Source organism: Streptomyces sp. NPDC002144 (assembly GCF_053593695.1).
In genome coordinates, this window is record NZ_JBSFDB010000003.1 from 420,523 (window position 1) to 443,307 (window position 22,785).

Sequence of the window (22,785 nt, forward strand, 5' to 3'; positions counted from 1 at the left end):
GCCGGCCGCCGTGCCGTTGCCCGGACCGGAACGGACCCGCAGTCCGCCCGCCCTCACACCCCCGTTCGCGACTCCGCTCGCCCCACACCCCCGCTCATCCCGCGTCCGGGAAGTCGCGGTCGTTCTCCGGGGCCGGTTCCGGGTGGTCGGGGTCCTGGCGGGGCTGGGGCAGGACCGGCTGGAGCACGAGCATGCGCTCGACGAGGCGCAGGAACATCGCCACGTCGCGTATCAGGTCGTCGGCGTCCCGGCGGCTCGCCGCGCCCTGGATACCGGCCTCGGCCCGGGCGCGGCGCCGGGCCCCGGAGGCGAACAGCGCGCTCCACTCGGTGAGTTCGGGCGCGATCTCGGGGAGCACTTCCCAAGCGCTCCGGATGCGTGCACGGCGTCGCGCGGTGCTCTCCGGGCGGCCCCGCGCCGCGAGCACCGCCGCGGCCGTGCGCAGGGCGGCGAGGTGGGCGGTGGCGTAGCGCTCGTTCGGAGTCTCCAGCACGGCCGCCTCGTCGAGCCCGGCACGGGCCTGGGCGAGCAGGTCGAGGGCGGCCGGCGGGGCGGCGGCGCGGCGCAGCACCGGATGGACGTCGCTCGCCGGACCGGTCAGTGAGGGGGCAGGGCCGGTGGCGCGGCGCCGACGCGCGGCTGCTGCGTGATAGCTGGCCATGACGAACCTCCTGTCATCTGGGTAACGGCACGGATGCCGTATGTGCCCATCGTGCGGTATGCCACTGACAATCCGTTCTGACCAGGCCTTTTGCTTCGATCGAAAGTTCGGAGTAGTTTTTGCACTGACCAGTCAGTTCAAAACCACTAGGAACCAGGGGATGGGGGGAACGTGCCCGGTACCGGTGTCACGGCCCGCGGCCTCGGACTCAGGGGCCCTCGCGGCCGGGTCTTCGGCGACGTCACGTTCGACGCCGCGCCCGGCTCGCTGATCGCGATCGAGGGACCGTCGGGGTCAGGCCGTACATGTCTGCTGCTGACCCTCACGGGCCGGATGAAACCCACCGAGGGAGCGGCCGAGGTCGGCCAGTGGCGGCTGCCCAAACAGATGGCGGCCGTACGCCGGGTCAGCGGCCTGGCGAACGTGGCCGGTGTCACCGACCTCGAACCGGCCCTGACCGTCGGCGAGCACCTGCGCGAACGGGCATTGCTGCAACGGCGTTTCGGCGACTCGCTGCGCGGTCTGCTGCGGCCCCGGCGCGAGCGGACGGCCGAGGCGAAGCTGCGGATCGACGACGCCCTGGCCGCCGCCGGGCTCGACCGTGAGTCGCTGCCCAAGGGCTCCCGGACCGCCGTACGCGATCTGGAACGGCTTCAGGAGCTGCGGCTGTCCCTGGCGCTCGCCCTGCTCGGCAATCCCCGGCTGCTCGGCGTCGACGACACCGACCTCAAGCTCTCGGACGCGGAGCGGGCCGAGGTCTGGGCGCAGTTGAGGTCGATCGCCGAGGCCGGGACCACCGTCGTGGCGGTGTCCAGCCAGGCCCCGCAGGACGCCCTCGTCGTGAGCACACAGGGGAAGGAGAAGGCCGATGCGCTCGCCTAGGCTCGCCGCCCTCGAACTGAGGCGCTTCCGCCGCGGCCGGCTGCCGAGGGCCGCGCTGGTGGCGCTCCTGGTGCTGCCGCTGCTGTACGGCGCCCTGTACCTGTGGTCGTTCTGGGACCCCTACGGACGCCTGGACCGCATCCCCGTGGCGCTCGTCAACGACGACAAGGGGGCGACCGCCGGCGGGAAGAAGGTCACCGCGGGCGACGACATCGTCGACGGACTGCGGGACAGCGACACCTTCGACTGGCACGAGGTGAGCGACGCTCAGGCCCGCAGGGGTCTGGAGAACGGCACCTACTACCTGTCACTGACCATGCCCGCCGACTTCAGCGAGCGGATCGCCTCCAGTTCGGGCGACTCCCCGGAGACCGGCGCGCTGCAGGTGCGCACGAACGACGCGAACAACTACATCGTCGGGCAGATCTCCCGCACGGTCTTCAACGAGGTCCGCTCGGCCGCGTCCGCCAAGGCGTCGCGCACCTTCCTGGACCGGATCTTCGTCTCGTTCTCCGACATCCACGACAAGACCGTGACGGCCGCGAAGGGGGCCGACACGCTCCACGGCGGCATCGGAAAGGCGGAGAAGGGCTCCCAGGACCTCGCGGACGGTCTGAAGGAGGCCAAGAGCGGCAGCGGCAAGCTCGCCAAGGGCCTGAAGAAGCTCGACTCCGGAGCGGGCGCCCTCCAGGACGGCTCGCAGCAGGTCGCCGACGGCACCCAGACGCTCGCCGACAGGGTCAACGGTGTCTACGCGAAGGCCGGCCCGTTCCTCAAGGACAACGAGAAGACCATCGGCGACACGGCCCGGCTGGTCGCCGACTCGGCGGGGACGGTCAAGGACAACCTGGACGTCCTCGTGAAACTCGCGCCGGGCGCGGCGAAGGCGGCACACGCCTCCGCCGCCGCCCTGGACGACGTCTACAAGACCCGCTGCCAGAGCGCCCCCCTGCCCGACCCGGCCTGTCCCGACCTGAAGAAGGCCCGGCAGGCGGCCGACGACGTGGCGGCGGTCGCCGACGACCTCAACACCCTCGTCACCGACCAGGACGGCGACCTGAAGACGATGAGGGCCAACCTCGGCACCCTCCAGAAGCAGGCCCGCGCCCTCTCCGAGCGCGCCCCGCACCTCTACGAGGACGTCAACACGGCCGTCAAGCAGATCAACAAGCTCAACGCCGGCGCCCACCAGGTCGCCGCGGGCGCGACGAAGTTGCACACCGGCCTCGGCACGGCCAGTACGGGCGCGGACAAGCTGGACGCGGGCCTGGGCACCGCCGAGTCGGGCGCCGAGACGCTGAGCGGTGGCATGTACCGGCTGGCGGACGGCTCCGAGAAGCTCGCCGGCGGACTGCACGACGGCGCCAAGAAGATCCCCGACTACGACAAGAAGGACCGCGACGAGCGCACCGGCGTCATGGCCGACCCCGTCCGCCTGGCCTCCCACGACCTGCACCATGCGCCCAACTACGGCACCGGCTTCGCCCCGTACTTCATCCCGCTGTCCCTGTGGGTGGGTGCGATGGTGGCGTACATGCTGATCCCGCCGCTCAACCGGCGTGCCCTGGGCGTCGGTTCGTCCGCGTGGCGGATCGCCTTCGCCGGCTGGCTGCCGGTCGTCGTGGTCGGGGTGCTGCAGGTGAGCGCGCTGATGGCCGTCCTGCACTGGGCGATCGGCCTGCAGATGCTGCGGGCGGCCGGCACGATCGGCTTCCTGTTCCTCGTGGCGGCCTGTTTCGCGGCGATCGTCCAGTGGCTCAACGCCCGCTTCGGTCCCGCGGGCAGAATCCTCGTCCTCGCGCTGCTGATGCTCCAGCTGACCTCGGCCGGCGGCACGTACCCCGTGGAGACCAGCCCGGGCTTCTTCAACGCCATCCACCCCTTCCTGCCGATGAGCTACGTCGTGGAGGCGCTTCGGCGGCTCATCACGGGCGGCGGCCTCGGACCGGTGTGGCACGCGTGCGTGGTGCTCGTCGGCTTCACTGCGGGCGCCCTCGCGCTGACCGCGGTGTCGGCCCGCCGCCGCCAGGTGTGGACGGTGGACCGGCTGCACCCGGAGCTGAGCCTGTGATCGGGAAGAAGGCCCTGCACGGGCGCGTACCTGTGACAATCGGGGCCATGGAAAGCAGCACCACGTCCGGGGGCGGCACGCGCCGCGAGGCCACCCGGCAGAAGCTCTACGAGGCCGCCGTCACGCTCATCGCGGAGCAGGGGTTCTCCGCCACGACGGTCGACGAGATCGCCGAGCGGGCCGGGGTCGCGAAAGGCACCGTCTACTACAACTTCGCGAGCAAGTCGGTCCTCTTCGAGGAGCTGCTGCGGCACGGGGTGGGCCTGCTCACCGCCTCCTTGCGGGAGGCGGCGGAGAAGACGGCCAGGGACGGCGGCAGCAAGGTCGACGCCCTGGACGCGATGATCCGTGCCGGTCTCGTCTTCATCGACCGCTACCCGGCCTTCACCCAGCTGTACGTGGCCGAGCTGTGGCGCACCAACCGGGCCTGGCAGTCCACGCTGATGGTGGTGCGGCAGCAGGCCGTCGCCGTGGTGGAGGACGTCCTGCGCGAAGGCGTTCACAACGGCGAGTTCAGCGACGAGATCGATGTGCCGCTGACCGCGTCGGCGCTGGTCGGCATGGTGCTGGTGGCCGCCCTGGACTGGCAGTCCTTCCAGCCGGAACGCTCCCTGGACGACGTCCACGCGGCGCTGTCCCGGCTGCTGCAGGGGCGGGTCAGCGGCCGCTGACCCGCATCACCCCGAGCGCACACGAAGGCGCCGGTCCGCTGTGGCCGCGTCCCCCGCGGGCCACCTCGAACCGGCGCCTCCTCGTGCTCCCCCGTTTTCTCTTCTCCCCCGTTCCCCCCGTTGGGACCCCCTTCTGGTCGTTCCCCCGGGTTCCCCCGTGCCTCGCTCCCGCCGACGACCGTCGGCGGAAGGAGCGGATGGCGGGCCGCTCCGTTCCGGCGCCCCGTGTCGCCGGTGCCGGAGCCGCGCCCGTTTCCGTGTCACCACTTTCTCGTTCGCGCAGGTCGGGCCCCATCCGCGCGCGTACTCATCTCAGTCACTAGGTACGGATACTCAGCCCTGCGCGCTCACCCCCACGACGCCGGGTCACCCACTGGCTACGATCGCCCCCGTGTCCGTACTCCCTTTGGTCTTCACCAGCGGCTGGGCCAGCGGCATCAACGCCTACGCCGTGGTCCTGCTGCTCGGCGTGTTCGGCGCCACCGGGGTGAGCGACGACGTCCCCGCGGCCCTGCAGCGCCCCGAGGTCCTCGTCGCGGCGGGCCTGCTGTTCCTGTGCGAGGCGGTCGCCGACAAGATCCCGTACGTCGACTCGGTGTGGGACTCCGTGCACACGGTGGTCCGGCCGGTCGCGGGCGCCTGGGTCGGGGCGCTGCTCGCCGGGCACAGCGGTTCCCTCAACGACGTGGTCGCCGGGCTGATCGGCGGTTCGACGGCGCTGGCCAGCCACACCGTCAAGGCGGGGACCAGGATGGCGGTCAACACCTCGCCGGAGCCGTTCAGCAACATCGTCCTCAGCCTGGCCGAGGACCTCGGCGTCGCCGGGATCGTCTCGTTCGCGATGTTCCATCCGGTCGCGGCGGCCGTCATCGCGGGCGTCCTGCTGCTGACCGGGCTCGTGGTGCTGGTCTTCCTGGTCTCCCGGATCCGCCGCTTCCTGCGCCGCAGGGCCGAGCGGCGGGCGGAGCGCCGGCTCGCCTCCCAGCCGGGGGCGCCTCCGGTTCGGTGACTGTCAGTGGCGATCGCTAAAGTCGCGGGCATGGGACGGATTGCGGTGATCGGCGCCGGGATGGGCGCGATGGCGGCCGCCGCCCGACTGGCCGTGGCGGGCCACCGGGTGACGGTGTACGAGCGTGCGGAGACGTACGGCGGTGCGGTGCGCCGGTTCGAGCGGGACGGGTTCGGTTTCGACACCGGGCCCGGGCTGCTGACGCTGCCCGCCGTGTACCGCGATCTGTTCCTCAAGACGGGCAAGGAGCCGCTGGAGGACCGCGTCGAGCTGGTCCAGGTCGATCCGTCGTCACGGCATGTGTTCGCGGACGGCACGCAGGTGTCCCTGCCGAACGCCTCGCGCGCGGGCGTGGTCGCGGCCCTGGACGAGGCGCTGGGCGCCGGGACCGGGCAGCGCTGGGGCGACTTCCTGGTGCGGGCCCGGGAGGCCTGGGACCGCACGCGCAGACCGCTGCTGGAGGAGCCCCTGTGGCCGAACTGGCAGGTGCTGGCGGAACGCGAGCCGTATCCGGCGCTACCGCACAAGAAGCTGCTGCGGACCCGCCGGGCGTCCACCCTGGCGGAGATCGGTGCGTGGGAGCTGCGGGACGAGCGGCTGGCGGCCCTGCTGGACACTCACGCCCTCGCGTACGGGCTCGACCCGCGGACGGCTCCGGCGAGCGCGGCGGTGCTGCCGTACATGGAGCACGCCTTCGGCACCTGGTATGTCCGCGGTGGTGTACGGGAGTTGGCGCGCGCGGTGTACGAGCGGTGCGTGCAGCGACGGGTGGAGTTCGTCTTCGACGCCGAGATCGTCCGGATCGTGGAGAAGGACGGCCGGGCGACGGGAGTGGAGCTGGCCGACGGGACGGTGGAGGACGCGGACTTCGTCGTCGCGGGCGTCCACCCGGAAACCCTCCGGGGGCTGACGGGGCATCCGCTGGACGCGGAGGGCGACGTGCGTCCCGAGGGCGCTCCCGCGCGAGTCGGACGCTTCACCGTCCTGCTGGCGCTGCGCGGTGCGCGGGACGGCGGTGCGGCGCATCGCACGGTGGTGCACGCACCCGACCGCGGCGCCGAGTTGGACGCCCTGGGCTCCGCCTCCCCTGAAGCGGTCACCCCCACGGTGACCGTGCTGCGACCCGACGACCCCGCCCTGCGCCCGGACGGGGAGCACGAGTCGGTGGTGGTCTGCGCGGTGCTTCCCGCCCAACCGCACACCGCGTGGGCCGACCTGCTGGTCGAAGCGGCGGCGACCGTCATACCCGGGCTGCGCGAACGCGTTCTGTGGCGCGAGGTGCGGACACCGCACGACCGGGCGGTCGGCACCGGCGAGGGCATCACCGCTCCGTCGCTCGCCGCCGGACAGGGCCGGTTCCTGCACCCGGCGAACACCACGCGGCTGCCCGGTCTGTACCGCGCCGGCGGCTGGTCGCACCCCGGTGGTGGGCTCGCCCATGCCGGGATGTCGGGTGCGCTCGTGGCCGGGCTGATCGTGGAGGGGCCGGAGTTCCGGGGGTCTCAGTGAGCGCTCCGGTCCAGGGCTGACGAAAGCTCAGTAACGGTACTGCTGCTCGTCGTAGCCGTTGCCGTGCCCCTGGTTCTGGCCCTGGCCGTCACCCTGGTAGGGGTACTGCTGCTCCTGCGGGAGCTCGCCGCCGTACGTCTCGTCCGTGCGCTGCTGCGGGACCCACACCCCGCCGGAGGGGGTCTCGGTGCCGTACGTGCCGGTGCCGTACTGGTCCTGCGTGTAACCCTGCTGGCCGTACTGGCCGTACGAGGCGTCGTAGCCGCCGCCGTAGGTCTGGGTGCCGATGTACGGGTCGGAGTAGGCCGCGTACTGCTGCTGGCCACTCGCGTCGTAGCCGTACTGCTGCTGGGTGTAGCCGGAGTAGTCGTATCCGTAGGTCTGGTCGGCGCCCTGGGCGGCCGTCGCGTACTGCTCCTGGGACTGGGCGGCGTTCGCGTAGGACGGGTCGCCCGCGGGGTAGCCGGAGGAGTCGCCGCCGTATATGCCGTAGGAGCCGGTGTCCTCCTCCAGGGGCTGCGGCTCGTACACCATGGTGGACTCGGCGGCCGTGGGCTGGGAGGAACGCGCGGGGGTGAAGACGTCGTCGCGGTCGTAGTCGTCGTCCCCGCCGAAGGACGCGCCGTCCTGGGCGTAGGGACGCTCCTCGCCGTACCCGGCGTCCGCGGAGGCCGACTCGAGGTCGGAGACCTCCAGGGCCGGGTTCTCGCGGTCCGCCTTGCCGCGGCGGCGCTTGCTGGTGACGCCGAGCGGATCGCCCTCGCCCTCGGGGCGCTTGACCGCCCAGCCGGCCGAGAAGCCACGGCGGAAGGACAGGGTGACGTACGTCTGGCCGACCGCGAACGCGGCCGCGCCCAGGCCGATGACGACCACCGAGCCCATCAGCACCCCGGCGACCACGCCGAGGAAGCCGACGAACGCGAGCAGCCGCCAGCGCAGGCGCGCCTTGTACTGCAGCAGCACCTCACCCAGCAGCCACAGCGCGACGATGCCGAACGCGATGTAGAGGACCGTCCAGCCCATGTACGCCCCTCTCCCAGTGACCGCTACGCAGTGTGTCGTATACCCGTGCGGCCGGTCTAGGCCTGCGGGGGGTGGTGCAGGCCCAGGTTCTCGTAGATTTCCAGCGATGCCGTGGAGTTGTTGAGCGTGATGAAGTGCAGTCCGGGCACTCCCTCGGCGAGCAGCCGCGCGCAGAACTCCGTGGCGAATTCGATCCCAATGGAGCGTACAGCGGCCGGATCGTCTTTTGCTGTGAGGATCCGCTCTTTCAGGGCGGACGGGATGTGAGCGTTGCTGAGCTGTGGCAACCGCTCCAGCATCTTCACACTCGTCACCGGCATCACCTCGGGGATGACCGGGGTCTCGCAGCCCGCCGTCGCGACCCGGTCGCGCAGCCGCAGATACGACTCGGGCTGGAAGAACATCTGTGTAATGGCGTAGTCGGCACCGGCCCGGCACTTGTCGACGAAGCGGGTCACGTCGGCGTCCCAGTCGGCGGAGCGCGGGTGCATCTCCGGGAAGGCCGCCACACCGACGCAGAAGTCGCCCGACTCCTTGATGAGCTGGACGAGTTCGGCGGCGTAGGTCAGGCCGTGCGGGTGCGGCACCCACTCGGCCATGGGGTCGCCGGGCGGGTCGCCGCGCACGGCGAGGATGTTGCGGATCCCGGCGTCGGCGTACTGGCCGATGATGTTGCGCAGTTCGGCGATGGAGTGGTTGACCGCGGTGAGGTGGGCGACCGGGGTGAGGGTGGTGTCCGCGACGATCTGCTGGGTCTCCTTGACGGTGCCCGCGCGGGTGGAGCCGCCGGCGCCGTACGTCACGGAGACGAAGTCCGGGGCGACCGCCTCGACCCTCCGGAGCGCACTCCACAGGTTGCGCTCGCCCTTGGGCGTCTTGGGTGCCGAGAACTCGAAGGAGTACGTCGTCCTGCCCGTGGTGAGCATGTCACGCACAGTGCGTGCGCGGTCCGTCCTGGTGGATGCGGTTCCGAGGGCCATACCCGCAGGTTAACCAGGGGGGCGCGGTCCCCCAACCGAGTCCCGGGAATTTGCCCGAATTGCCACCCTGCTGTCCACCCCTTGGACATCCGGCGGACACCGCATCCGTTACTGCTGCCGCAGCCGCTTGGCGAACTCCGCCGCCGCGGCGCCCGGATCGTCCGCCTCGGTGATCGCGCGGACCACCACGACCCGGCGGGCGCCGGCCTCCAGCACCTCGTCGAGGTTGCCGAGGTCGATCCCGCCGATGGCGAACCAGGGGCGGTCGGTGCCGAGGGCGGCGGTGTGCCGGACCAGACCGAGGCCGGGGGCGTGACGGCCGGGTTTGGTGGGGGTGGGCCAGCAGGGGCCGGTGCAGAAGTAGTCGACGCCGTCCTGGACGGCGGCCGCCTCGGCCTCCGCCTCCGCGTGGGTGGAGCGGCCGATGAGGACGTCGTCGCCGAGGATCGCGCGGGCGGCGGGCACCGGGAGGTCGCCCTGGCCGAGGTGGAGGACGTCCGCCGCGGCGGCGTGGGCGACGTCCGCGCGGTCGTTGACCGCCAGCAGCCGGCCGTGCCGGGCGCAGGCCTCGGCGAAGACCTTCAGGTGCTCCAGCTCCTCGGCCGCCTCCATGCCCTTGTCGCGCAGCTGGACGATGTCGACGCCGCCGGCCAGCACGGCGTCCAGGAACTCGGGGAGGTCGCCCTGGCGCCTGCGGGCGTCCGTGCACAGGTAGACACGGGCGTCGGCGAGCCGGGCGCGGGCGGTGGTGGCGGCGATGGACATACGAAGGTCCCCCGTGTCGTTGCTGGTCGGCGGCGTACGGGCCGGGGCCGGGCGCCCGCGGCGTGGCTGCCGCTGGCCGCACGGTGCCACGGCCGTGGCCCGGGTGGGCCCGGCCCGTACGCCGGACCGTGTTCGGATGATCAGCGTGTTCGGATCAGACGGCGAGCGCCTGGGCCCGGCGCTTCACCTCCGTGCCGCGGTTCTCGCTCAGGGCCTGAGCGGGGGTGCCGGGCAGGCTCTCGTCGGGGGTGAAGAGCCACTCGAGCATCTCCTCGTCGGAGAAGCCGTCGTCCCGCAGGAGCGTCAGGGTCCCGGACAGGCCCTTGACGACCTTCTGCTCGGCCCCGTCGATGAAGGCGGCGGGGACGTGCAGCGCGCGGTTCTCACCTCGGCGTACGGCGATGAGCTGGCCCTCCTTGACCAGCTGCCGGACACGCGTCACCTCGACGCCGAGCATCTCGGCGATGTCGGGCAGGGTGAGCCAGGCGGGGACGAGAGCATCGATCTTTGCGTCAATCTCGGTCACGGGATTAAGCGTGCCATCCGGGACCGACAGTCGGAAGTCGGGGCCGTCCGACCAGGGTGGCGGATCAGGCCGTGGCCGCCTTGAGCGGGCGCGTCGGGTCGGCGAGGAGCTGGGGGTCCATCGGCGTGGCCGCCTCGATCAGACGTCGGCCCTGGGCCAGGTCGCGGGGCCTGCCCACGGCCAGCAGGGCGATCAGACGGGTCTCGCGCAGCCAGCAGACGGACCAGGAAGGGCCTGTGGGGTCGCCGCGCCACAGGGTGGCGTCTGCGGAGGTGTGGTGGCCGGCGTACTGGACGAAGCGGCCGAACTGCTCGGACCAGAAGTACGGCACCGGGTCGTAGACGGCGGGCGGCGCCCCGGTGGCCGTGGCGATGATGTTCGCGGCGACCGTGCGCGGGCCCTGGAGGGCGTTGTCCCAGTGGTGGACGAGCAGGCGCTCGCCGTACCGGCCCGAGGGGAAGGAGGCGCAGTCGCCGACGGCGTGCACGTCCGGTGCCGAGGTGCGCAGGTACGCGTCGGCCACGACCTCCCGGTGGGCGCCGAGTTCGATGCCGGAGCCGGTGAGCCAGCCGGTGGCGGGTCGGGCGCCGATGCCGACCACGACCGCGCCCGCGGGCAGCCGGGAGCCGTCGTCGAGGACGACCTCGCCGGGTTCGACGCGCTCCACGCGCGCGTGGGTGCGCAGCACGGCGCCGGCGTCCTCGTACCAGGCGGCCATCGGCGCCGCCACCTCGGCGGGGAGCGCGCCCGCCAACGGCCGGTCCGCGGCCTCCACCACGGTCACCGAGCAGCCGGCCTCGCGCGCGGCCGTGGCGAACTCGGCGCCGATCCAGCCCGCGCCGACGACCACGATGTCGTGCTGCCGGGCGAGCACCGGCCGCAGCCGCTCGGCGTCGTCCAGGGTGCGCAGCAGGTGCACGCCGGGCACGCCCTCCGCGCCCGGCAGCCGGAAGGGTTCGGCGCCGGTGGCGAGGACCAGGACGTCGTACGGGACGGGCCCGGCCTCGGTGTCCAGTTCGTGGTCGTCCGGGCGCACGCCGAGGGCCTCGCGTCCCAGCAGGAGGTCGATGCCGAGCGCCTCGAAGTCGACGTCGAAGGCGGAGCCCTCCGACTTGCCGAGCAGGACGGCCTTCGACAGCGGCGGGCGGTCGTAGGGCTGGTGGGGCTCGGCACCGATCAGGGTGACGATGCCCCGGAAGCCCTGTTCGCGCAGGGCGACGGCGGTCTGCACACCGGCCATGCCCGCGCCGACCACGACCACCCGTCGCTGCGACTGCGTCGTCTGCTCGCTCACCTGATCACCATAGACACTGACTATCCGTCAGTCAGCGGTCGTGCTGAGTGACCTGCTCCACAACACTGGTCCCGCGGCCCGGCTGCGACTCCCACTCCCAGGTCTCCTCCAGCCGCAGCCGGCCGTCCGGCAGTCCGACGACCGTGGACACGCAGTGCCCCGAGGCCGTCGTCCCGTCGTTCCGGAGCTGCACGTACCGGAAGTCGAGCCGGTCCCCCGACCGGGTACCCACCAGATGCCCGCGTACGACGTCGCCGCCCGCGTACTCGGCCCAGATCTCCCCGTCCCGCTCGTGGTACGTGAAGCGGGTGCCGGTACCCACCTGACCTGGGGCCTGGTCGGCGACGGGGGCGAGGACGAGGCCGTCCAGGGAGCGGGGCACGGCGGGAGGCTCCCTTACAGAGGCGTCGGGGATCGGGCTAGGGTGGCCACCGTACAAGCACTCGCGGGAGCCCGGACGCACCGGGCTGAGAGGGAGGCTGGCGGCCTCCGACCGTACGAACCTGATCCGGGTCATGCCGGCGAAGGGAGGGGCTGGGCGCCCATGTCGTCACGTACGTCAGACGTCCTCGTCGTCGGGGGCGGGATCATCGGTCTGGTCACGGCCTGGCGGGCCGCGCAGCGCGGGCTCGCGACCGCCGTGGTGGACCCGGAGCCGGGCGGCGGTGCGGCCCAGGTGGCCGCCGGGATGCTGGCCGCCGTCACCGAACTGCACTACGGCGAGCAGACCCTGCTCGGCCTCAACCTGGAGTCGGCGCGCCGTTACCCGGACTTCGCGGCCGAGCTCGGCGAGCTCACCGGGGAGGACCTCGGTTACCGCCGGTGCGGCACCCTCGCCGTCGCCCTGGACGCCGACGACCGCGCCCACCTGCGTGAACTGCACGCACTGCAGCGGCAGTCGGGGCTGGAGTCCGAGTGGTTGTCCGGGCGCGAGTGCCGACGCCTGGAGCCGATGCTCGCGCCGGGCGTGCGCGGGGGGCTCCGGGTCGACGGCGACCACCAGATCGACCCCCGGCGCCTGGCACGCGCGCTGGTGGCCGCGTGCGAGCACGCGGGCGTGGTCCTCCACCGCACCTGGGCCGAGCGCCTGAGGGTCGTGGGCGAGCGGGCCGCCGGCGTCACCACGGCCGACGGCACCGAGCTGGGCGCGGGCCAGGTGGTGCTGGCCGCCGGCAGCCTCAGCGGACGGCTCCCGGGCGTACCCGACGACGTCCTGCCGCCCGTACGGCCCGTGAAGGGACAGGTGCTGCGGCTGACCGTGCCGAAGCGGTACGCGCCGTTCCTGAGCCGCACCGTGCGCGCCGTGGTGCGCGGCAGCAGCGTCTACCTGGTGCCGCGCGAGAACGGCGAGCTGGTCGTCGGCGCGACCAGCGAGGAGCTGGGCTGGGACACCACGGTCACCGCGGGCGGCGTGTACGAACTGCTGCGCGACGCGCACGAGCTGGTCCCCGGCATCACCGAACTGCCGCTGACGGAGACCCGCGCGGGCCTGCGCCCCGGCTCCCCCGACAACGCGCCGCTGCTCGGACCGACGCAGCTGCCGGGGCTGCTCCTGGCGACCGGCCACTACCGCAACGGCGTGTTGCTCACGCCGGTCACCGGCGACGCGATGGCGCACGTGCTGAGCACCGGTGAACTCCCCGACGAGGCCCGTCCGTTCACCCCGAGGCGCTTCGCGCGCGTGGAGCAGCCCGTATGAACGTCTCCGTCAACGGGGAGCCGCGCGAGTTCGCCCCCGGCACGGCTCTCGACACCGTCGTGAAGACCCTCACCCCGGCGCCCTCCGGCGTGGCCGCCGCCCTCAACGAAACCGTCGTCCCGCGCGCGCAGTGGCCGTCGACATCCCTCTCCGAGGGAGACCGCGTCGAGGTCCTCACCGCCGTCCAAGGAGGCTGACCCATGGCCGACGACCCTCTTGTCATCGGCGGTACGTCCTTCTCGTCCCGCCTGATCATGGGCACCGGCGGCGCCCCCAGCCTGGAGGTGCTCGAGCGGGCGCTGGTGGCGTCCGGCACGGAGCTGACGACGGTCGCGATGCGCCGGGTGGACCCCTCGGTGCACGGTTCCGTGCTGTCCGTCCTGGAGCGGCTCGGCATCCAGGTGCTGCCGAACACGGCGGGCTGCTTCACCGCCGGAGAGGCCGTGCTGACCGCCCGCCTGGCGCGCGAGGCACTCGGCACCGACCTGGTGAAACTCGAGGTGATCGCCGACGAGCGCACCCTGCTGCCGGACTCGATCGAGCTGCTGGACGCCGCCGAGACCCTCGTCGACGACGGGTTCACCGTGCTGCCGTACACCAATGACGACCCGGTGCTCGCCCGCCGCCTGGAGGACGTCGGCTGCGCGGCGATCATGCCGCTCGGCTCGCCCATCGGCTCCGGGCTCGGCATCCGCAATCCGCACAACTTCCAGCTGATCGTCGAGCACGCGCGCGTGCCGGTGATCCTGGACGCGGGCGCCGGTACGGCCTCGGACGCGGCGCTCGCGATGGAGCTGGGGTGCGCGGGCGTGATGCTCGCCTCGGCGGTGACGCGTGCGCAGGAGCCGCAGCTGATGGCCGAGGCGATGAAGCACTCCGTGGAGGCGGGCCGGCTGGCGCGGCTCGCGGGGCGGATTCCGCGCCGGCACTTCGCCGAGGCGTCCTCCCCGGCGGAGGGGCTCGCCCGGCTGGATCCCGAGCGCCCCGCCTTCTGAACGGACGTTCGAACGGATCCGGACGCCGGTGCGAGGTCCGTCACAGCTCGGCTGCAGTAACGCCCCGATCGCACCCGAACCAGCGGCCCTGTCCGTCACGGCTCGTACACTCACCTGCGTGGATACGACCCTTCAGGACCCTCTGGTCGGGCAGGTGCTCGACGGGCGCTACCGCGTGGACGCGCGGATCGCGGTCGGCGGGATGGCCACGGTCTACCGGGCCCTGGACACCCGCCTGGACCGCGTGCTCGCGCTGAAGGTGATGCACCCCGCGCTCGCGGCCGACGGCTCCTTCGTCGAGCGGTTCATCCGGGAGGCGAAGTCGGTCGCCCGTCTGGCCCACCCGAACGTGGTGCAGGTCTTCGACCAGGGCACCGACGGGTCGTACGTCTATCTCGCCATGGAGTACGTCGCCGGGTGCACCCTGCGTGACGTACTGCGCGAGCGCGGGGCGCTGCAGCCGCGCGCCGCCCTGGACATCCTGGAGCCCGTGCTGGCCGCGCTCGGCGCCGCGCACCGGGCCGGGTTCGTGCACCGGGACATGAAGCCGGAGAACGTGCTCATCGGGGACGACGGCCGGGTCAAGGTCGCCGACTTCGGACTGGTGCGGTCGGTGAACACGGTCACCAGCACCACCGGCGCCGTCCTCGGAACCGTCTCCTACCTGGCGCCGGAGCAGATCGAGCACGGCACGGCCGACCCGCGTGTCGACGTGTACGCCTGCGGTGTCGTGCTCTACGAGATGCTGACCGGCGACCGCCCGCACGACGGGGACTCCCCCGCCACGGTCCTCTACAAGCACCTCCACGAGGACGTCCCGCCCCCGTCGGCGGCGGTCCCGGGGCTGCCGTACGAGCTGGACGAGCTGGTCACCGCGGCCACCGCGCGAACGGCCGACGTGCGTCCGTACGACGCGGTGGCGCTGCTCGCGCTGGCCCGTGAGGCGCGTGCCGGGCTCGGCGCCGACCAGCTGGACGCGATGCCGCCGCGGGCGCTGGCGGCGGAGCACCGGGACATCTCCGAGGACCGTACGAGCGTCATCCCGCGCGCGCTGACGACGCCGCACCCGATGCCCGTCGGCGGCGACGGCACGGGGCCAGAGCTGCACCGCACCAGCCGGCTGGAGAGCCCTCCGCCGCTGCCGCCCCGCCGGGGCGCGCGGAGCCGGCGCGGGCCGCTGGCCATCGTCGTGGCCGTCCTGCTGATCCTCGGGGTCGGCACGGGCGTGTGGTACATCAACTCCGGCCAGTTCACGAAGGTCCCGCCGGTGCTGGCCAAGACCCGGGCGCAGGCGGAGCGGCAGCTGAGCCACGCCGGGCTGGACCTGGGGAAGGTCGAGCACGCCTACAGCGACACGGTGAAACGGGGCACGGTCATCAGCTCGGACCCGGAGCCCGGCACCCGCATCCGTGACAACGGGGTCGTGTCCATCACCGTCTCGGACGGCCCGGAGACCGTGAAGGTGCCCGATCTCGCGGGCTACCGGCTGGACAAGGCACAGTCCCTGCTGAAGCGGGACGGGCTGGAGCCGGGCATGGTCAACCGGACGTTCAGCGACGACGTCCCCAAGGGCTTCGTGGTCTCCACGGATCCGGCCGCGGGCACGAAGCGGCACGCGGGCGCGGCGATCGCGCTGACCGTCAGCAAGGGCAGCCCGGTCGACGTCCCCGACGTCACCGGGGAGAGCCTGGAGGAGGCCCGGTCCGATCTGCAGGGGGCGGGCCTGAAGGTCCAGGTCGCCAGCCGGCAGATCAACTCGGAGTTCGACAAGGGCCAGGTGGCCGCGCAGACACCGCAGGGCGACAGCCAGGCCGCCTACGGCGACACGGTGACGCTGACGCTGTCCAAGGGCCCGGAGATGGTCGAGGTCCCGGACGTCACGGGCGACAGCGTGGACGACGCGAAGAAGGCGCTGGAGGACAAGGGCTTCAAGGTCGAGGAGGACCGCGGCCTGCTCGGTCTGTTCGGCGACACGGTCAAGGACCAGTCGGTGGAGGGCGGCCGGACGGCGCCGAAGGGGTCGACGATCACCATCAAGATCCGGTGACGGAGCACGGGCACGCGCATGACACCCTGAACGGGTGAAGAGCCAGTCCTCCTTCCCCTCCCGCAACCCCGTCGGCGGCCATGTCCCGGTGGCCGGCGGACTCCACTCCGTCGGCCTGTCCTACGCGCACGACCTGAAGGCCGAGACCGTGCAGGTCTTCGTCGCCAACCCGCGCGGCTGGGCCACGCCCGCCGGCAATCCCCGTCAGGACGAGCAGTTCAGGGCGGTGTGCGCGGCCGAGTCGATCCCGGCGTACGTGCACGCGCCGTACCTGATCAACTTCGGTTCGCACACCGAGGCGACGGTGGAGAAGTCGGTGGAGTCGCTGCGGCACTCCCTGCGCCGGGGACGGGAGATCGGGGCGCTCGGCGTGGTCGTGCACACCGGCAGCGCGACCGGCGGGCGGGAGCGTGCCGTGGCCCTGAAGCAGGTGCGCGAGCACATGCTGCCGCTGCTGGACGAGCTGACGCACGACGACGACCCCTTCCTGCTGCTGGAGTCGACGGCCGGGCAGGGCGCCTCACTCTGCTCCCGGACCTGGGACTTCGGGCCGTATTTCGAGGCGCTGGACGCCCACCCGAGGCTCGGGGTCTGCCTGGACACCTGTCACATCTTCGCGGCCGGGCACGACCTGACCGGGCCGAGCGGTATGCACCAGACGCTCGACCTGCTGGTGGACACGGTCGGCGAGGGCCGTCTGAAGCTGATCCACGCCAATGACTCAAAGGACGTCGCCGGCGCGCACAAGGACCGCCACGAGAACATCGGCGCCGGTCACATCGGCGAGGACCCCTTCCGCGCCCTGATGAGACACCCCGCGACCGAGGGCGTCCCGCTGGTCATCGAGACCCCCGGCGGCAAGGAGGGGCACGCGGCGGACGTGGAGCGGCTGAAGAAACTCCGCGACGGCTGACACCGGGGTCCGGGGTCAGTCCTCGGTCTCGAACAGGACGTGGGACGTGTCGACGAGGTGGACCACCAGGACGATCAGCAGACCGTCACTGATCACGTACTCCACCGCCATGGTGCGGGTCAGCGCGAGCGACCGGGTGTTCTCGTCACCGGAGATGGCCGCGGAGATCTTGCTGCGAGGATCCGTGGCCAGTATGGCGAGTCCGCGCTGAAGCACCTCAAGGCGGTCGTCCGGAAGACTGTCGCGGACTCGTGCCGCTGCCTCCGAGAAGATCACGTTGAAGACGGCCATGGAAGGCTCCTTGCACGCTTGTCGTAATAGCCCAACGAGCTTACCGGGCCGACCGGCGCGACGGAGGGTGATCGCGCTGTCGCCGGACGCGATGGACGCCGAACTCGGAGATCTGCTGTTCTGGGGCTCGCTGGCGATCTCACTGGTGATCGCCTTCCTGGTGACCACGCCGGTCAACAAGTGGATGATCGGCCGCGGCGAGGGACACGCGGTGGTGCACCAGTACCACTGAGGCGTACCGGAGTCAGAGCTCGGGGCCCTCCCCGGGCTCCTCCTGGTAGGAGTAACGCTGTTCCTTCCAGGGGTCGCCGATGTTGTGGTAGCCGCGCTCCTCCCAGAAGCCCCGGCGGTCGGCGGTCATGTACTCCACGCCGCGCACCCACTTGGGGCCCTTCCAGGCGTAGAGGTGGGGAACCACCAGGCGCAGCGGGAAGCCGTGTTCGGCGGTGAGGAGTTCGCCGTCCTTGTGGGTGGCGAAGAGGGTGCGGTCCGAGGCGAAGTCCGCGAGGCGGAGGTTGGAGCTGAAGCCGTACTCCGCCCACACCATCACATGGGTGACGGTCGGCGCGGGCGGGGCCAGATCCAGGACCGTACGGGCCGGGATCCCGCCCCATTCGGCACCGAGCATGCTGAACTTCGTGACGCAGTGCAGATCGGCGACGACGCTGGTGTACGGCAGCGCCGTGAACTCCTCGTGGGTCCAGCAGCGCTTCTCGCCGTCCGCCGTGGCGCCGAAGACCCGGAACTCCCAGCGCTCCGGGCGGAACTTGGGGACGGGCCCATAATGCGTGACCGGCCAGCCGCGCTGCAGCCGCTGTCCCGGCGGAAGCTCGGGCTGACCTGCTGCTCCTGACTCGCGCGCTCCCGAACCACGCTCCACCGGCTGACCCATGACTCCATCCTGACAGACCGCGAAGGGTGCACCCGACCGGCCCCGCCCAAAAACGGGCAACTGCGACCAAGCATGCACTTACTCACTAAGTGAAGACTTACTGGACGATCATCGTTGCCGGTGCAATCATGCGGCCCAACCTGCCAGTTCCCCCCGGTTGGAAGGAGCCTCTGCGATGCAGGGCGACCCCGAGGTCATCGAATTCCTCAACGAGCAGCTCACCGGCGAGCTGACCGCGATCAACCAGTACTTCCTGCACGCGAAGATGCAGGAGAACTTCGGCTGGACGAAGCTCGCGAAGTACACCCGCCATGAGTCGTTCGACGAGATGAAGCACGCCGAAGTGCTCACCGACCGGATCCTCTTCCTGGAGGGACTCCCGAACTACCAGCGGCTCTTCCATGTGCGCGTGGGACAGACCGTCAAGGAGATGTTCGAGGCGGACCGGCAGATCGAGGTCGAGGCGATCGACCGCCTGCGGCGCGGCATCAAGGTGATGCGCGACAAGGGCGACATCACGTCCGCGAACATCTTCGAGTCGATCCTCGAGGACGAGGAGCACCACATCGACTATCTCGACACCCAGCTGGAACTGGTGGAGAAACTCGGCGAGGCCCTTTACATCGCGCAGCTGATCGAGCAGCCGGAGAGCTGAGCTAGGCCGCTTCGTCGAGGACGTCGAGGTCCGCGACGGCCGTGAGCACCGGTCGGCCCTGGTCCGCCGTCTCTGGGCGCGGACAGGCGCCACGGCCGAGGATCGCCTGGATACGGCGGACGCACGAACCGCAGTCCGTGCCGGCCTTGCAGGCGGAGGCTATCTGGCGGGGCGTGCAGGCGCCGTCGTCCGCGTGCTGCTTGACCTGCGCCTCGGTCACGCCGAAGCAGCTGCACACGTACACGCGGACTCACCTCCCACCAAGAACGATTAGGTGAACCTAACCTTACCCGCCGTCCGAGTACCCCAAAAGTGGGGCGGGGCGCGGATCGTATGTGATCCGCGCCCCACTTCATGTCCCGGTAACAGGCGCTCCCGTCACTGGTCCCTGTACATCTCGGCGACGAGGAACGCCAGGTCCAGCGACTGGCTACGGTTCAGCCGGGGGTCACAGGCCGTCTCGTAGCGCTGGTGCAGGTCGTCGACGAAGATCTCGTCGCCGCCGCCCACGCACTCCGTGACGTCGTCGCCGGTGAGCTCCACGTGGATGCCGCCCGGGTGGGTGCCGAGACCCTTGTGGACCTCGAAGAAGCCCTTGACCTCGTCCAGCACGTCGTCGAAGCGGCGGGTCTTGTGCCCGGAGGCCGCCTCGAAGGTGTTGCCGTGCATCGGGTCGGTCACCCAGGCCACGGTCGCGCCCGAGGCGGTGACCTTCTCGACCAGCTCGGGCAGCTTGTCGCGGACCTTGTCGGCGCCCATGCGCACGATGAAGGTCAGCCGGCCGGGCTCACGGTCGGGGTCGAGACGCTCGATGTACTGCAGCGCGTCCTCGGCCGTCGTCGTCGGGCCGAGCTTGATGCCGATCGGGTTGCGGATCCTCGACGCGAACTCGATGTGCGCGTGGTCCAGCTGCCGGGTGCGCTCGCCGATCCACACCATGTGCGCGGAGACGTCGTACAGATGTCCGGTGCGGGAGTCGACGCGGGTGAGCGCCGACTCGTAGTCCAGCAGCAGCGCCTCGTGCGAGGAGTAGAACTCGACCGTCTTGAACTCCTCCGGGTCGGTGCCGCAGGCCCGCATGAAGTTCAGCGCGTTGTCGATCTCCCGGGCGAGCTGCTCGTAGCGCTGGCCGGAGGGGGACGACTTCACGAAGTCCTGGTTCCAGGCGTGCACCTGGCGCAGGTCGGCGTAGCCGCCGGTGGTGAAGGCGCGCACCAGGTTCAGCGTCGAGGCCGACGCGTGGTACATCCGCTTCAGCCGCTCCGGGTCCGGGATGCGGGCGGCCTCGGTGAAGTCGAAGCCGTTGACGGAGTCGCCGCGGTAGGTGGGCAGCGTCACGCCGTCGCGGGTCTCGGTGGGCTTGGAGCGGGGCTTGGAGTACTGGCCGGCGATCCGGCCGACCTTCACGACCGGCACCGAGGCGGCGTACGTCAGTACGGCACCCATCTGCAGCAGGGTCTTGAGCTTGTTGCGGATGTGGTCGGCGGACACCGCGTCGAAGGCCTCGGCGCAGTCGCCGCCCTGGAGGAGGAACGCCTCTCCCTTGGCGACGGCCGCCATCCGGGCGCGCAGCTGGTCGCACTCGCCCGCGAAGACGAGCGGCGGATACGACTCGAGGTCCGCAACGACTGCGCGCAGAGCCTCAAGGTCGGGGTACTCGGGCTGCTGCGCCGCGGGCAGATCTCGCCAGGTGTTGCCAGCACTCGCGCTGGACTTAGCGTTCACGGTCACGACCTCAACATTACGGGGTCGTGTCATGGCTCCCGTGCCATGCCCAGCAAATGAGACACGGGGTACGAGGAGCGGACATGGGGTAGGGTGCGTCGCATGTTCGCGCATTCGACCCAGAACTGGTGGTGGACCGCTCATCCGGCGGCCCACTGACTGCGCGTACGCAAGACTTCGCGAAGGCCGCCCGAGGGGCGGCCTTCGGCGTTTCCGGGGTCCGTTCCTCAAGCCATCGACATCGACGGGAGAGGAACCATGGACCTGACCCAGCTCCTGCACGACCCCCGCCCCTTCGCCCTGCTGCGCCGCCGCACGCCGGGCCACGACGAGAACACCGTGGAGCTTTTCCTCGGTCCGGTCGCGTCGTACGACCGCCTCGCCGGCCTTCCCGACGAGGGGCTCGCCCTGGTCCCCTTCCGCCAGATCCGTGAGCGGGGCTTCGACGTCCGCGACGACGGGACGCCGCTCGCGGTGCTGACGCCCGAGGAGACGTACACGCTGACGCTGCGGGACGCGCTGGCCCAGCTCCCCACCCATGACGTCCGTGTCGAGCGCGGCGGGTTCGACGTCGACGACGCCGAGTACGGCGAGATCGTCGGGCGGGTGCTGCGGGAGGAGATCGGCCGGGGCGAGGGCGCGAACTTCGTGATCCGGCGGACGTACGAGGGGCAGATCCCGGGGTTCTCCCGCGCCGACGCGCTCGCGCTGTTCCGCCGGCTGCTGGAGGGCGAGCGGGGCGCGTACTGGACGTTCGTGGTGCACACCGGAGAAGGAAAAGGGCCCGAAGGGCCTTCCTTGGAAGGGCGGGGGCGGGAGACGGGTGGGCGCACGCTGGTCGGCGCCAGCCCGGAGGTGCATGTGCGGATGTCCGGCGGCACGGTCGTCATGAACCCGATCAGCGGGACCTACCGCTATCCCGCAGAGGGCCCGACGCCGGAGCATCTGCTCGGCTTCCTCGCCGACGGCAAGGAGATCGAGGAGCTGTCGATGGTCGTCGACGAGGAGCTCAAGATGATGTGCACCGTCGGCGACATGGGCGGGGTGGTGGTCGGCCCGCGGCTGAAGGAGATGGCCCATCTCGCGCACACGGAGTACGAGTTGCGCGGGAAGTCCTCGCTGGACGTCCGGGACGTCCTGCGCGAGACCATGTTCGCGGCGACCGTCACCGGCTCCCCCGTGCAGAACGCCTGCCGGGTCATCGAGCGCCACGAGGTCGGCGGGCGCGGCTACTACGCGGGCGCGCTCGCGCTGCTCGGCCACGACTCCGGCGGCGCCCAGACCCTCGACTCCCCCATCCTGATCCGGACCGCCGACATCGACGCCGACGGCCGCCTGCGGGTGCCGGTCGGCGCCACCCTGGTCCGCGGCTCGGACCCGGCGAGCGAGGTCGCCGAGACCCACGCCAAGGCGGCGGGAGTGCTGGCGGCCCTGGGCGTACGTCCGTCACGGCCGCGTGAGGAGCACGCGCGCGTACGTCTCGCCGACGACCCACGCGTGCGTGCCGCGCTCGACGGCCGCCGGGCCTCGCTCGCCCCCTTCTGGCTGCGGATGCAGGAGCGGGCGGAGGAGCTGACCGGTCATGCCCTGGTCGTCGACGGCGAGGACACCTTCACGGCGATGCTCGCGCACGTGCTGCGCTCGGGTGGGCTCGAGGTCACCGTCCGGCGCTACGACGAGCCGGGCCTCGAGGCGGCCGTTCTCACGCACGAGGGACCGGTCGTGCTGGGCCCGGGGCCCGGTGACCCCGCCGACCTGGAGGACCCCAAGATGCGCTTCCTGCGGAAGCTGACCGCCGAGGTGATCCGGGACCACCGGCACGGCGTCCTCGGCGTCTGCCTCGGGCACGAGCTGATCGCGGCCGAGCTGGGCCTGGAGATCGTACGGAAGGAAGTGCCCTACCAGGGGGCGCAGACCACGATCGACCTGTTCGGACGGGAGGAGACCGTCGGCTTCTACAACAGCTTCGTGGCGCGCTGCGAGGACGAGGCGGCGGAGGAACTGGCCGCGCACGGCATCGAGGTGAGCCGGGCCGGCAACGGCGAGGTGCACGCCGTGCGCGGCCCGGGGTTCGCGGGGGTGCAGTTCCACCCGGAGTCGGTGCTGACACTGAACGGGGCGGTGCTCGTGCGGGACCTCGTCGGCCGGCTGCGCGGCACGAGCACGTTGTCCTGACC

The 22,785-nt window shown here is 71.5% G+C and carries 24 protein-coding genes, 1 pseudogene and 1 riboswitch; of the genes and pseudogenes, 14 read left to right on the forward strand and 11 right to left on the reverse strand.

What is annotated here, in order from left to right; genetic code table 11:
• Positions 1–94 precede the first annotated feature (94 nt).
• On the reverse strand, positions 95–661 hold the full coding sequence (locus ACWCQ1_RS06875) for an SAV_6107 family HEPN domain-containing protein (RefSeq protein ID WP_133042859.1): 567 nt from the start codon (positions 659–661) through the stop codon (positions 95–97).
• A 171-nt stretch (positions 662–832) separates the two neighbouring features.
• On the opposite strand from ACWCQ1_RS06875, the gene ACWCQ1_RS06880 reads away from it, so the two are divergent.
• The 5 genes from ACWCQ1_RS06880 to ACWCQ1_RS06900 all read left to right on the forward strand — a co-directional run bounded on the left by ACWCQ1_RS06880 (position 833) and on the right by ACWCQ1_RS06900 (position 6,803).
• Complete coding sequence (locus tag ACWCQ1_RS06880) at positions 833–1,543, forward strand: ATP-binding cassette domain-containing protein (protein WP_133042860.1); 711 nt, start codon at positions 833–835, stop codon at positions 1,541–1,543.
• Positions 1,530–3,614 carry a YhgE/Pip domain-containing protein gene (locus ACWCQ1_RS06885; RefSeq protein WP_358595217.1) on the forward strand — a complete coding sequence of 695 codons (2,085 nt, stop codon included), beginning with the start codon at positions 1,530–1,532 and terminating at the stop codon, positions 3,612–3,614. The genes ACWCQ1_RS06880 and ACWCQ1_RS06885 overlap by 14 nt, the downstream gene beginning before the upstream one ends.
• 47 nt (positions 3,615–3,661) lie before the next feature.
• The gene (locus ACWCQ1_RS06890) at positions 3,662–4,285 is read left to right on the forward strand and encodes a TetR/AcrR family transcriptional regulator (RefSeq protein ID WP_133042862.1); all 624 of its coding nucleotides are present in this window, start codon (positions 3,662–3,664) and stop codon (positions 4,283–4,285) included.
• A gap of 391 nt (positions 4,286–4,676) precedes the next feature.
• Complete coding sequence (locus tag ACWCQ1_RS06895) at positions 4,677–5,294, forward strand: DUF4126 domain-containing protein (RefSeq protein WP_358595222.1); 618 nt, start codon at positions 4,677–4,679, stop codon at positions 5,292–5,294.
• Between the two features lie 30 nt (positions 5,295–5,324).
• Positions 5,325–6,803, forward strand: coding sequence for a phytoene desaturase family protein (locus tag ACWCQ1_RS06900; RefSeq protein WP_451026001.1), 1,479 nt, complete (start codon positions 5,325–5,327; stop codon positions 6,801–6,803).
• 27 nt (positions 6,804–6,830) lie between these two features.
• Here the strand turns inward: ACWCQ1_RS06900 and ACWCQ1_RS06905 are convergent, their stop codons facing one another.
• The 6 genes from ACWCQ1_RS06905 to ACWCQ1_RS06930 all read right to left on the reverse strand — a co-directional run bounded on the left by ACWCQ1_RS06905 (position 6,831) and on the right by ACWCQ1_RS06930 (position 11,773).
• Positions 6,831–7,826 (reverse strand): SCO2102 family sporulation regulator, encoded by a 996-nt coding sequence (locus ACWCQ1_RS06905; protein WP_358595228.1) that lies wholly within the window; start codon positions 7,824–7,826, stop codon positions 6,831–6,833.
• Positions 7,827–7,882: 56 nt separating this feature from the next.
• Positions 7,883–8,806, reverse strand: a complete 924-nt coding sequence (metF, locus tag ACWCQ1_RS06910; RefSeq protein WP_451026002.1) for a methylenetetrahydrofolate reductase [NAD(P)H] — start codon at positions 8,804–8,806, stop codon at positions 7,883–7,885.
• A 108-nt stretch (positions 8,807–8,914) separates the two neighbouring features.
• The gene (gene thiE, locus ACWCQ1_RS06915; RefSeq protein WP_451026003.1) at positions 8,915–9,571 is read right to left on the reverse strand and encodes a thiamine phosphate synthase; all 657 of its coding nucleotides are present in this window, start codon (positions 9,569–9,571) and stop codon (positions 8,915–8,917) included.
• 154 nt (positions 9,572–9,725) lie between these two features.
• On the reverse strand, positions 9,726–10,097 hold the full coding sequence (locus ACWCQ1_RS06920; RefSeq protein WP_133042867.1) for an Rv2175c family DNA-binding protein: 372 nt from the start codon (positions 10,095–10,097) through the stop codon (positions 9,726–9,728).
• 64 nt (positions 10,098–10,161) lie between these two features.
• Positions 10,162–11,391, reverse strand: coding sequence for an NAD(P)/FAD-dependent oxidoreductase (locus ACWCQ1_RS06925; RefSeq protein WP_451026004.1), 1,230 nt, complete (start codon positions 11,389–11,391; stop codon positions 10,162–10,164).
• 31 nt (positions 11,392–11,422) lie between these two features.
• On the reverse strand, positions 11,423–11,773 hold the full coding sequence (locus ACWCQ1_RS06930; RefSeq protein WP_133042869.1) for a hypothetical protein: 351 nt from the start codon (positions 11,771–11,773) through the stop codon (positions 11,423–11,425).
• Positions 11,774–11,826: 53 nt separating this feature from the next.
• Positions 11,827–11,938, forward strand: a riboswitch (TPP riboswitch).
• On the opposite strand from ACWCQ1_RS06930, the gene thiO reads away from it, so the two are divergent.
• From thiO to ACWCQ1_RS06955, 5 genes are all read left to right on the forward strand, one after another.
• Positions 11,936–13,090 (forward strand): glycine oxidase ThiO, encoded by a 1,155-nt coding sequence (thiO, locus tag ACWCQ1_RS06935; protein WP_451026005.1) that lies wholly within the window; start codon positions 11,936–11,938, stop codon positions 13,088–13,090. Its footprint overlaps the riboswitch before it by 3 nt.
• The gene (gene thiS, locus ACWCQ1_RS06940; protein WP_208781596.1) at positions 13,087–13,287 is read left to right on the forward strand and encodes a sulfur carrier protein ThiS; all 201 of its coding nucleotides are present in this window, start codon (positions 13,087–13,089) and stop codon (positions 13,285–13,287) included. Before thiO ends, thiS begins: the two co-directional genes overlap by 4 nt.
• Positions 13,288–13,290: 3 nt before the next feature.
• Positions 13,291–14,085 (forward strand): thiazole synthase, encoded by a 795-nt coding sequence (locus ACWCQ1_RS06945; protein WP_358595241.1) that lies wholly within the window; start codon positions 13,291–13,293, stop codon positions 14,083–14,085.
• Between the two features lie 118 nt (positions 14,086–14,203).
• Entirely contained in the window at positions 14,204–16,132 is a 1,929-nt protein-coding gene (gene pknB, locus ACWCQ1_RS06950; RefSeq protein ID WP_451026006.1) for a Stk1 family PASTA domain-containing Ser/Thr kinase, read from the forward strand.
• 34 nt (positions 16,133–16,166) lie between these two features.
• Positions 16,167–17,045 (forward strand): deoxyribonuclease IV, encoded by an 879-nt coding sequence (locus tag ACWCQ1_RS06955; protein ID WP_451026007.1) that lies wholly within the window; start codon positions 16,167–16,169, stop codon positions 17,043–17,045.
• Between the two features lie 15 nt (positions 17,046–17,060).
• Here the strand turns inward: ACWCQ1_RS06955 and ACWCQ1_RS06960 are convergent, their stop codons facing one another.
• Positions 17,061–17,336, reverse strand: a complete 276-nt coding sequence (locus tag ACWCQ1_RS06960; RefSeq protein WP_133042874.1) for a hypothetical protein — start codon at positions 17,334–17,336, stop codon at positions 17,061–17,063.
• Between the two features lie 67 nt (positions 17,337–17,403).
• Here ACWCQ1_RS06960 and ACWCQ1_RS06965 point away from each other — a divergent pair.
• Positions 17,404–17,568, forward strand: a pseudogene (locus ACWCQ1_RS06965) (DUF4396 domain-containing protein); the annotation flags it as partial.
• Positions 17,569–17,580: 12 nt separating this feature from the next.
• On the opposite strand, the gene ACWCQ1_RS06970 reads toward ACWCQ1_RS06965, so the two are convergent.
• On the reverse strand, positions 17,581–18,228 hold the full coding sequence (locus tag ACWCQ1_RS06970) for a sulfite oxidase-like oxidoreductase (protein WP_133042875.1): 648 nt from the start codon (positions 18,226–18,228) through the stop codon (positions 17,581–17,583).
• Between the two features lie 175 nt (positions 18,229–18,403).
• Here ACWCQ1_RS06970 and bfr point away from each other — a divergent pair, with 175 nt between their 5' ends.
• Positions 18,404–18,883, forward strand: coding sequence for a bacterioferritin (gene bfr, locus ACWCQ1_RS06975; protein ID WP_133042876.1), 480 nt, complete (start codon positions 18,404–18,406; stop codon positions 18,881–18,883).
• Between the two features lies 1 nt (position 18,884).
• Here the strand turns inward: bfr and ACWCQ1_RS06980 are convergent, their stop codons facing one another.
• Both ACWCQ1_RS06980 and ACWCQ1_RS06985 read right to left on the reverse strand, forming a co-directional pair.
• Positions 18,885–19,127, reverse strand: a complete 243-nt coding sequence (locus ACWCQ1_RS06980; RefSeq protein WP_358595249.1) for a (2Fe-2S)-binding protein — start codon at positions 19,125–19,127, stop codon at positions 18,885–18,887.
• Between the two features lie 134 nt (positions 19,128–19,261).
• The gene (locus tag ACWCQ1_RS06985) at positions 19,262–20,614 is read right to left on the reverse strand and encodes a class II 3-deoxy-7-phosphoheptulonate synthase (protein ID WP_133042878.1); all 1,353 of its coding nucleotides are present in this window, start codon (positions 20,612–20,614) and stop codon (positions 19,262–19,264) included.
• A 96-nt stretch (positions 20,615–20,710) separates the two neighbouring features.
• Between ACWCQ1_RS06985 and ACWCQ1_RS06990 the strand changes: the two genes are divergently transcribed.
• Both ACWCQ1_RS06990 and ACWCQ1_RS06995 read left to right on the forward strand, forming a co-directional pair.
• The gene (locus tag ACWCQ1_RS06990; RefSeq protein WP_071528813.1) at positions 20,711–20,767 is read left to right on the forward strand and encodes a trp operon leader peptide; all 57 of its coding nucleotides are present in this window, start codon (positions 20,711–20,713) and stop codon (positions 20,765–20,767) included.
• A 99-nt stretch (positions 20,768–20,866) separates the two neighbouring features.
• On the forward strand, positions 20,867–22,783 hold the full coding sequence (locus ACWCQ1_RS06995; RefSeq protein WP_451026008.1) for an anthranilate synthase family protein: 1,917 nt from the start codon (positions 20,867–20,869) through the stop codon (positions 22,781–22,783).
• Positions 22,784–22,785: the final 2 nt, after the last annotated feature.